Source organism: Neorickettsia helminthoeca str. Oregon (genome assembly GCF_000632985.1).
GTDB classification, from domain to species: Bacteria; Pseudomonadota; Alphaproteobacteria; order Rickettsiales; family Anaplasmataceae; genus Neorickettsia; species Neorickettsia helminthoeca.
Window position 1 is genome coordinate 229299 of record NZ_CP007481.1, and the last position, 8858, is coordinate 238156.

Below are 8858 nucleotides of genomic sequence, written 5' to 3' on the forward strand. Positions count from 1 at the left end.
GATCTAAGATGTTTGCACCAAAGAAAGTAAAGCATAAAAAATTCAGGAAAGTGAGATTCTCACCGGCTAGTTCTAGAGGTTCCGGGCTTGCGTTTGGTGATTTCGGGTTGAAGGCTGTGGGTAGTGCTCGGTTAAACGGTAAGCAGATTGAGTCAGCGCGGCGCGTCATCACGAGGATTATATCTAGGGCTGGAAAATTGTGGATTAATGTCTTTCCTGGTATACCGCTCACTAGAAAGCCTACAGATGTTCGGATGGGTGGTGGTAAGGGATCGGTTGATTCCTATATTTTTCCAGTTTCACCTGGAAGAGTGCTCTTCGAGTTGAGTGGCGTCGACAAGACTGTGGCTAGGCTTGCTTTGTGTAAGGCGTCTGCTAAGCTTCCATTTTCTACTAAGTTTATCGAGAGAGCGGTGGTTGATTTATGAAAATAGCTGATCTTAGAAATATGTCAGTCGCTGAATTGCGTGGCTTGCTCTCCTCTATGAGGTCTGAGTTGTTTAATTTGAGTCTCAAGCCGCGAGGCCTTTCTGGTAATGCAAGAAGTTCCAGAAGGTATATTCGCAGGGGTGTAGCTCGGATATTGACGTGTTTAAAGGAAAATAAAAGAGGTTGATGTGTCTGCGTTAGTATTAGAGGGAGTTGTTGTTAAAGCATCCCCGGATAAGACAGTTAAGGTGGAAGTAACTCGCAAAGTCTTGCATCCTAGGTATAGAAAGGTGTTGCGTTTATCAAAATCCTACCTTGCCCATGATGCGTCAGGGTCTGTTGGAGTCGGTCAGACCGTTAGGATTCGTTCGGTTAGTCCAATCTCCGCTAGGAAGGTGTGGTTGGTGGTTTGATTAGGTGTCTTGCTTTATGATAAAAAAAGAAACTATATTGGATGTGGCTGATAATTCGGGTGCCAAAAAGGTGCTGTGTATTGGTATCTCTGGATCGCGGAGAACAGCTTCTATAGGTGATGTAATCGTCGTTTCTGTGAAGAAATGTGCCCCTTCAGGTAAGGTGTCAGCAGGTTCCATATATAGAGCAGTCGTGGTGCGTGTCAAAAAGAGACTTCCTTCCAGTGTTGTCGTATTCAGTGATAATGCGGTTGTTCTACTGAATCAGCAGAATGAAATGATTGGAACTAGGGTCTTCGGACCTACTGATAGTCTGCTGAGAAAAAATAGAGGTTTTGCAAAAATCTCTTCTTTATCTCAGGAGGTCTTTCAATGAGAAGAATTGTAACTGGCGACCAAGTCAAGATCATTTCTGGTAGTGAAACTGGAAAGTCGGGTGTCGTCCAAAAGGTGATTACTTCTTCCTCCGCGGGCGTATTGAAACAATATGTAATTGTGTCTGGGATCAATCTCCGCAGGTTTGTGAAAAAAAGTCAAGCCGGTAAAAGATTCGAAACCAAAGCCTGCCCAATTTCTGCTTCAAATGTTGCGCTTGTTTCCGGTGCAGTGTTTTCCAAAGTCGGTTTTAAGCTTAAAGACGGAGTAAAAAGGCGATTTCTCAAGAAGACTGGTGAGTTTGTATAGTTAGGTGTAATATAGATGCTCGAGGATGAATATCAAAAATTTATCTCAGATAAGATAATGAAGGCTGTCGGTGCGACTTCTATTATGAAGGCTCCACGACTTGAGAAAGTCTGTCTTAGCGTTGGTTTGGGTGCTGCGAGTTCTGATGATAAGCTCTTAAAGTCAGCTGTGGATGACCTGTCTTTGATAGCGGGTCAAAGGGCGGTTGTTACCGTTGCTAAGAAGTCGATTTCGTCATTTAAGTTGCGTAAAGGCTTCCCGGTAGGATGTAGAGTGACCCTCCGCAAAAGGAATATGCTGGATTTTATAAATCGTCTTTTGTATGTCGCTCTCCCAGATCAGAAAGATTTCACGGGGTTTACTATGCAGAATTTTGACGGGCGTGGCAATATGGCTTTCGGTATGAAGGAGCATATAGTTTTCCCTGAGATAGATTTCGATAAAGCCTATCGCGTTATAGGAATGAATGTTGTGGTCGTTACAACTGCTCCTACTGATGCTCTTGCGCGTGTGTTATTGTCCTGTTACGGGTTTCCTTTTCGTGATTAGCAGTTAAGTTTATGGTGTTTTTATGGCAAAAAAGTCGTTGGTAGTAAAAGATGCGAGACGGAGAGAATTATCTCTTCGATTGAGGGAGAAAAGACAGAGTATACGTAAAATGCGCAACGACAAGAGTATTTCTTTGAAGGAGAGAATTTCTTTTCAGGCGCGCCTTAATTCTCTTCCTCGTGACACTTCTCCTGTTAGAAGTAAGAATAGGTGTGCTATTACTGGAAGACCAAGAGGTTATTATCGTAAGTTCGGTATCTCAAGGATACAACTTCGAGTGTTAGCTAATTGGGGCAGATTGCCTGGTGTCGTCAAGTCTAGTTGGTGATTTTTGGAGAATTTTAGGATGTCAAATAGTTTGATTGCTGATGCTGTTGCCAGGATTAGAAACGCTCAGTCCGCTAGGCTCAGGGAGGTGGTTATTTATTATTCGCGCTTGTTGGTGGATGTCGCCTCGCTCTTGGAGGACGAGGGGTATATTTCTAGCTATGAGGTATTCGAGATAAGACCGTCAGTAAAGAGGATTGTTCTTAGGCTGAAGTATTATGCCAATGCGCCGGTTATTAACAAAATAAAACTTTTTTCCCGACCTGGAAAAAGGATGTATTCAAGTGCGAAAAATATACCGAAGTTCTATGGAGGATTAGGTATTACTGTGCTATCGACTTCTAAAGGTGTTTTGCCTTCGTATAAGGCTATGAGTTTCAATTGTGGTGGTGAGTTGCTGTTTGGGGTATACTGAATATGTCTAGAGTTGGCCAGAGTGTTATCGATATTTCCGGGTTGAAGTGTACGTTTGATCCCAGCATCAGTACAGTAAGTCTCTCTTTCGGAACTGCGACGTCCGAGCATGTCCTGCCTTCCGGTATAACCTGTGAAATTGATGGGAATTGTATGCGTCTAAAAACAGAAGATACCTCTGCTTCGGTTTTGCTCGGATTGCATAGAAGTCTCTTGAACAATGTTGCCTCCGGATTGAAGAGTAAGTTTCAGCGTAGGCTGTTACTCAATGGAGTCGGGTATAAGGCTGAGGTCAGGGGTAGATATCTGATCCTGTGGTTGGGCTATACTCACAATATAAAATATTTTATTTCCAGTGCTGTCTCTATCACTTCCCTCAAGCCAACAGAGCTTTTGATCGAGAGTTCCGATAAGCATATATTGGGTCTGGTTGTATCGGACTTGTGTTCTCTAAGAAAGTATGATCCCTATAAAGGTAAGGGTATATTCCCAAGTGACGTTGTGATGCTTAGAAAAGAATCAAAGAAGAAGTGATAGTTTTTGTTGTTTATTATGTATTCGAAGTTAGATAGACAGAGAAGGAGAGTCTCTAGGTCCCATTATAGGAAAAGGGGGAAACTTCCTTTCCGTTTAGTGGTGTCTCGTAAGAATCGTAATTTTCACGTACAGTTGATTGATGACATAGAAGCCAATACGTTGTATCATGTCTCCACGCTAAGCAAGGGTTTCTGCAGAAAGGGTGGTGTCTTGAATTCAGCCGTCGTTGGAGATCTGGCCGAGTATTTTGTCAAGCACATACCTGAGTCACTTAGTGGTTCTAAAGTTGTGTTCGATTGTGGTGCGTCAGCTTATCATGGGCTTGTTGCTCTCTTCGCAGAAAGGGTAAGGGAGTGTTTGGAGTTTTAAAGTATTTGCTAAAGCATGAAAAAAATAGATTATAGAAATTTAGAGCTACTTGAGAGTGTCGTTGATGTTGCTCGCGTCAGTAAAGTGACGAAAGGTGGTCGCCAGTTTTCTTTCAGGGTTGCAGCCCTAGTTGGAGATAGGAAGGGTTGCGTAGGTTATGCCGTGGCCAAGCACGATGAAATGCTTGATGCAAGAAATAAAGCTGTAAGAAAAGCAAAAGGAGCTATGCGTTATTTCCATTTGAAAGCTGGTAGGACCATCCATCATGATTGTTTTTCTAAACTTGGTGCAAGCAAGCTTTTTGTTAGGCCAGCCCCAGAGGGTACTGGGATAGTTGCCGGTGGTGCAGTGAGAAAGTTTTGTGAGATGCTCGGTGTGTCTGATATCATTGCTAAGTCTTATGGCTCTTCAACGTCTGACATTACTATACGGAATGCTATCAAGGCATTCTCATCCATATACCCTCCTAGATACATAGCTAATAAGAGGGATAGGAAAAAATCGAAGTTTACTAGAGATTCTGTTGTCCAATGATAAAGATTAATAATATCTTGACTTCTCTCGTGGTCCGCCGCTCTAAAAGGTGTGGCAGAGGTATAGGTAGTGGTAAGGGAAAAACATGTGGCCGAGGGGTCAAAGGTCAGGGTTCTAGAAGTGGTGTGTCACTTTCTCGCATGGAGGGGGGTCAGCAATCGTTCTTAAGAGCGCTCCCGAAGCGAGGTTTCCGGCCTTTGAATAAGAAGATCTACTCCATAGTTAGTGCCGAAAGGATTGCTAGTCTTGTGCAGTCGGATTTGTTCGATTCCGGTGAGAGACATCTATCTAAGGAGATGATGTTAAAATGTGGGTTGGTTAGGGAGGGCTTTCCAGTAAAAATCTTAGCTTCTCACAATGTTTCACTGGCGGAACTTGGCTTATTATCGTGCGAATATGATAAGGCTTCCTCCGCAGCAAAGCGATCTTTTGGGTTTGTTCAATGAGCCGCGTGAATTTTGATCCATTTTTTTCCTCCAAGGATCTTATCAATCGGGTATTATTCCTTCTGATGGTCCTTGTTGTCTATCGATTTGGTACCTTTATAACTCTGCCGAGTGTCAATCCAGCTCGTGTATCCGAGATTTTTGCCGCTAACCTTTCGTCTGGCGTGATAGGTATGTTTAATACATTCTCCGGAGGTGCACTGGGAAGAATGACTCTTTTTGCATTGAACATAATGCCTTATATCGTTTCTTCGATAATTGTGCAGGTCTTTTTTTCTATGCTTAAGAGCGAAGGTAAGATAAGTTCTGAGTCTATAAGTGAATCCAAGTTGTCTTTCTACTCTAAAATTCTTGCGCTCTTCCTTTCAGTTTTTCAGGGTTTTGTGATCGTCATTGGTCTGGAGAAGTCGCAGGCCTTCATAGGGGGAAGTACTGAATTTTATTCGCTGCTAAGGTATCTTTCCGTTTTGAGTTTAGTTTGTGGAACGTTTTGTCTCATCTGGTTGGGTCAGCAGATCAATACTAAGGGTATAGGCAATGGTATTTCAATGATTATTTTTACCGGTATAGTTGCTGAGATGCCTTCTCTCTTCGGTAATTTGTTTATGGGGATTGGGTTTTCTGGTTCCGGCCTCTTCAATATCCTGGGTAGCCTGTTTTTGTTCACTTTCATCGTTGCTCTGATTGTCTTAGTAGAGAGATCATATAGAAATATCCCAGTAAGCTATCCTAGGCGTAGGAACTGGGGTGCCATGTATGATTCTTCGTCAGGTATACCAGTGAAGCTAAATGTCTCTGGTGTGATACCTCCTATCTTTGCTAGCGCTTTGATTCTGTTTCCGTTGACGCTCGCAAATTTTTCATCCGATGGCTGGTTGGGTGGATTCTTTATAAAGTACTTTTCTGCTGGACAGCCTCTTTATTTCCTCTTGTATTCAGTGCTGATAGTCTTCTTTTGTTTCTTTTATAGCGATTTCGTCTTCAATACAAAGGAAATCTCTGAGTCACTTAAAAAAAGTGAGGCAATAGTCGCTGGTAGAAGACCAGGAGTCTCAACGAAAAATTATTTAGATTACGTCTTAAATAGGATTACGGTCATTGGTGCTTTATATCTTGTCTTTGTTTGTGTTGTGCCTGAAGTCTCCAGAAATTATTTCGGATTCAATGCTGTTGTTAGTGGTGCTAGTCTGTTGATCATTATCAATGTCATTACAGATTTGATAACACAAATCCAAGTACATCTTTTTAGTTCTCAGTATGCTTCTTTTGCGAAAAAGGGTGGTTTAGTCTTTAATAAGCGATGAATTTAGTTGTTTTTGGACCTCCAGGTTCTGGAAAAGGAACTCAGTCTTTGCGTATTTGCTCGTATGTCACAGCATCTGTTGTGGATTGTGGTAAGCTTCTCAGGGGGATTCGGCTTTCCCAGGATCAGTTGAAGAATTTAAATTCTGGTGATTTGCTCTCCGATGACTTTGTCATACAGGTTGTGAAAGATAAACTGAGTCACCTAACGAAGCTAGGTAGTAACTTCATTTTGGATGGATTTCCTCGTAGTATTACTCAGTGTAGTGCTTTGTTTGATATGTCCTCTGAATTGGAGTTCGAGATCTCGTGTCTTGTGAAATTCGAGTTGTCTGAGAAAACTGTCTTCGAGAGGCTTCTCGGAAGGCTCGTGTGCAACAAGTGTGGCGATCTTTATGATACTTCGTTTGGAAAGTGTCTATCTTGTGGTAGTCTTACATATAACAGGCGTCATGATGATAGTAGTGCTGAGGCAGTGAAAAAGCGACTCCTCCTCTATAGCGCTGTCGAGAGAGATATTGTAGACTTGTTCAAGTCGAGAGGCATAAAGGTCCTGAGTATCGATGCAGACCGTTCTGTTGATGAAGTCGCTACTGATCTTAGAACGCAACTTTTGGTTTTCATATAATTTGTTTTGTTTGTGTAATTTATGAGATTTTTAGGAGTAAACTTACCGGATAATAAAGCCGTCGTAGTTGCATTGACTTATATATATGGAGTAGGATTTCCAACATCCAGAAAAATTTGTGCTGCTTCTTCCGTCAGTGAGTCTGCTAAGTTGTCTGATCTGCAGCAGGGACAACTAAATGCTATCATGACTTATATTAAAAACGAGATCCCTTTTGAAGGAGATCTCAGAAAGTCTGTTGCTTTTTCCATTAAGCACTTGATGGATATAAAGTGTTATAGAGCTACAAGACACAGGAAAAACCTGCCGGTCAGAGGGCAGAGAACTAGAACTAATGCTCGTACCAGAAAAGGAAGAGTTAGGATTCCTGTAGCTGCTAAGAAGAGAGTTTAGGGTTTAGTTTTATATGAAGGAAAAAAAGAATATAGTTTCGGGGAATGCCCATATTATTGTGACTTTCAATAATGTCTACATCAGTGTCACTGATCACCAAGGAAACGTCCAAGGATGGGCTAGTTCCGGGTCTGTCGGTTTCAAGGGTAATAAAAAGTCAACCGCCTATGCCGCACAGTCTGTTGCTACCACTCTGATGGCAAAATTAAGACGCATTGGTCTTAGAATTCTCAATGTTTATTTAAGTGGTTCTAACCCAATTAGGGAGGCCGCACTTCGCGCGATACGGAACGCTGGCGTTGTAATTATATCTCTCCAGGATATGACACCCGTCCCTCATAACGGCGTTAGGTTGAGAAGGAGACGTAGAGTTTAATTTTTTATGATAATCATGTTCTTATTTGACCCTATATAGTTGCTATGAATTCTACTTTAGAAAAAAGTTCTTCCCTTGATAGTATCTTTTCTTCTCCCTCCGTTGTCGTCAACCAGATTCGCAATGGCTACTCAGCTGAGTTCATCGTGGAGCCACTCTATACAGGATTCGGGTTGACCATTGGTAATGCAATGCGCAGGGTCCTCCTGTCATCGCTTGGTAGTGTCGCTATAAGTGCGATTGGCATAAAAGGGCTGACTCATGAGTTCTCATGCGTCCCTGGTGTGAGGGAGGACTTTTCTGATCTTGCCCTAAATCTGAAAAAGGTGGTTCTGCGTAGTGTTTCCGGTGTGAAGGAGGGGTGTTTGTATCTTTCAGTGAGTGGTGCAGGGCCTGTTCTATCCGGGATGATTTCGCCGAGTGATGATTTCGAGGTAGTAAATACTGATCTGCTGCTATGTAATGTTGCGGAAGGTGCATCCCTGGAAATGAAAATAAAAGTTAGTTGGGGGTTCGGATATGTATCGTCCGTTTCCGTGAAGAGGGATGAGTATGATCTAGAAGGTTTCGTCCCAATTGATACCACATATAATCCTGTCAGGGCAGTGAATTTTGCAGTTAAACCAACCGGAGTTGGGGGTTTTGTGGGTTATGATAGATTGATTCTATCAGTCGAAACGAATGGAGCAATTGATCCTAAGGATGCTGTACTTGAAGCGAGCAGGGTACTTGCGACTCAGGCAAAGTGCTTTTTGAATATAGCTGATCCTAGTCTTGATTCTCGGGCTGTGGCCCGTAGTAGTGCCGAATTGGAGGCCAATGATACGAATGATCTCTTGTCCGCAAAGGTCGATCGATTATACCTATCTGCACGCTCCAGGAAGTGTTTGAGTAATGAGAATATAGTGTATATAAGGGATTTGGTTTCTAAAACTGAGGCTGATCTCCTTAAGGCACCAAATTTCGGAAGACGCTCTCTTGATGAGGTGAAAAAAGAGCTTCTTAGCAAGGGCTTGAGTCTTGGTATGAACATTGATTCCTAGCCGAGTGGCTCTGGGGTGATTATGTATATTTGTTGTTTTTGTTTATGAAGCATAGAGTAAAAAAGCATAGATTGGCAAGGAATTCTTCGCACAGGATGGCCTTGATGTGTAATTTATCGATTGCCTTGATAACGCATGGGTGTATCAGTACTACCTTGGCTAAAGCAAAGGCTCTCAGGCCCTTTATCGAAAAATTGGTTACTAAAGCCAGATCTTCATCACTTTCTTCGAGGAGATTGCTAATTTCTCGCATTAAGAATGAGGTTGCAGTATCAAAGCTTATTGATGAGGTTGCAAAGAAATACTTGGACCGTCCCGGCGGGTATTGCCGTATTATGAAGAACGGCTACAGAGCGGGTGATGCGGCTCCTATGGCTGTGATAGAGTTTGTCTGATTAGTGGTTTCCTCTACCA

18 protein-coding genes are annotated in these 8858 nt (G+C 42.5%); all 18 read left to right on the top strand.

Translation table 11 applies throughout. The annotated features are described in order from the left end of the window. Positions 1-8: 8 nt before the first annotated feature. Genes rplP through rplQ form a run of 18 tightly spaced genes read left to right on the top strand, consistent with a single transcriptional unit; the run spans position 9 to position 8839 of the window. Positions 9-428: a 50S ribosomal protein L16 gene (rplP, locus tag NHE_RS01110; RefSeq protein WP_038559060.1), complete on the top strand. Its 420-nt coding sequence runs from the start codon at positions 9-11 to the stop codon at positions 426-428. Next, positions 425-616 carry a 50S ribosomal protein L29 gene (rpmC, locus tag NHE_RS01115; protein ID WP_038559063.1) on the top strand — a complete coding sequence of 64 codons (192 nt, stop codon included), beginning with the start codon at positions 425-427 and terminating at the stop codon, positions 614-616. Before rplP ends, rpmC begins: the two co-directional genes overlap by 4 nt. Position 617: 1 nt before the next feature. Then, positions 618-842, top strand: coding sequence for a 30S ribosomal protein S17 (gene rpsQ, locus NHE_RS01120; protein WP_051579528.1), 225 nt, complete (start codon positions 618-620; stop codon positions 840-842). 16 nt (positions 843-858) lie between these two features. After that, the gene (gene rplN, locus NHE_RS01125; protein WP_038559070.1) at positions 859-1218 is read left to right on the top strand and encodes a 50S ribosomal protein L14; all 360 of its coding nucleotides are present in this window, start codon (positions 859-861) and stop codon (positions 1216-1218) included. After that, a complete protein-coding gene (gene rplX / locus NHE_RS01130) occupies positions 1215-1526 on the top strand; it encodes a 50S ribosomal protein L24 (RefSeq protein ID WP_051579532.1) in 312 nt (103 codons plus the stop codon). Before rplN ends, rplX begins: the two co-directional genes overlap by 4 nt. Positions 1527-1541: 15 nt before the next feature. Next, positions 1542-2075: a 50S ribosomal protein L5 gene (gene rplE, locus NHE_RS01135; protein WP_038559076.1), complete on the top strand. Its 534-nt coding sequence runs from the start codon at positions 1542-1544 to the stop codon at positions 2073-2075. Between the two features lie 22 nt (positions 2076-2097). Beyond that, on the top strand, positions 2098-2403 hold the full coding sequence (gene rpsN, locus NHE_RS01140) for a 30S ribosomal protein S14 (RefSeq protein ID WP_038559079.1): 306 nt from the start codon (positions 2098-2100) through the stop codon (positions 2401-2403). An 18-nt stretch (positions 2404-2421) separates the two neighbouring features. Next, on the top strand, positions 2422-2817 hold the full coding sequence (gene rpsH / locus NHE_RS01145; RefSeq protein ID WP_038559082.1) for a 30S ribosomal protein S8: 396 nt from the start codon (positions 2422-2424) through the stop codon (positions 2815-2817). 2 nt (positions 2818-2819) lie between these two features. Continuing rightward, positions 2820-3350: a 50S ribosomal protein L6 gene (gene rplF, locus NHE_RS01150; RefSeq protein ID WP_038559085.1), complete on the top strand. Its 531-nt coding sequence runs from the start codon at positions 2820-2822 to the stop codon at positions 3348-3350. 18 nt (positions 3351-3368) lie between these two features. Continuing rightward, on the top strand, positions 3369-3722 hold the full coding sequence (locus NHE_RS01155) for a 50S ribosomal protein L18 (protein ID WP_038559088.1): 354 nt from the start codon (positions 3369-3371) through the stop codon (positions 3720-3722). A 15-nt stretch (positions 3723-3737) separates the two neighbouring features. Then, complete coding sequence (locus NHE_RS01160) at positions 3738-4256, top strand: 30S ribosomal protein S5 (RefSeq protein ID WP_038559090.1); 519 nt, start codon at positions 3738-3740, stop codon at positions 4254-4256. Next, a complete protein-coding gene (gene rplO / locus NHE_RS01165) occupies positions 4253-4702 on the top strand; it encodes a 50S ribosomal protein L15 (RefSeq protein ID WP_051579534.1) in 450 nt (149 codons plus the stop codon). Before NHE_RS01160 ends, rplO begins: the two co-directional genes overlap by 4 nt. Continuing rightward, the gene (gene secY, locus NHE_RS01170) at positions 4699-6006 is read left to right on the top strand and encodes a preprotein translocase subunit SecY (protein WP_038559093.1); all 1308 of its coding nucleotides are present in this window, start codon (positions 4699-4701) and stop codon (positions 6004-6006) included. The genes rplO and secY overlap by 4 nt, the downstream gene beginning before the upstream one ends. Then, the gene (locus NHE_RS01175) at positions 6003-6632 is read left to right on the top strand and encodes an adenylate kinase family protein (RefSeq protein WP_038559095.1); all 630 of its coding nucleotides are present in this window, start codon (positions 6003-6005) and stop codon (positions 6630-6632) included. The genes secY and NHE_RS01175 overlap by 4 nt, the downstream gene beginning before the upstream one ends. A 21-nt stretch (positions 6633-6653) precedes the next feature. After that, the gene (gene rpsM / locus NHE_RS01180; protein WP_038559097.1) at positions 6654-7025 is read left to right on the top strand and encodes a 30S ribosomal protein S13; all 372 of its coding nucleotides are present in this window, start codon (positions 6654-6656) and stop codon (positions 7023-7025) included. 13 nt (positions 7026-7038) lie between these two features. Beyond that, positions 7039-7401, top strand: coding sequence for a 30S ribosomal protein S11 (rpsK, locus tag NHE_RS01185; protein ID WP_038559100.1), 363 nt, complete (start codon positions 7039-7041; stop codon positions 7399-7401). Positions 7402-7445: 44 nt separating this feature from the next. Beyond that, on the top strand, positions 7446-8444 hold the full coding sequence (locus NHE_RS01190; protein WP_038559102.1) for a DNA-directed RNA polymerase subunit alpha: 999 nt from the start codon (positions 7446-7448) through the stop codon (positions 8442-8444). A gap of 44 nt (positions 8445-8488) precedes the next feature. Continuing rightward, on the top strand, positions 8489-8839 hold the full coding sequence (gene rplQ / locus NHE_RS01195; protein ID WP_038559104.1) for a 50S ribosomal protein L17: 351 nt from the start codon (positions 8489-8491) through the stop codon (positions 8837-8839). The last annotated feature ends 19 nt before the right edge of the window (positions 8840-8858 follow it).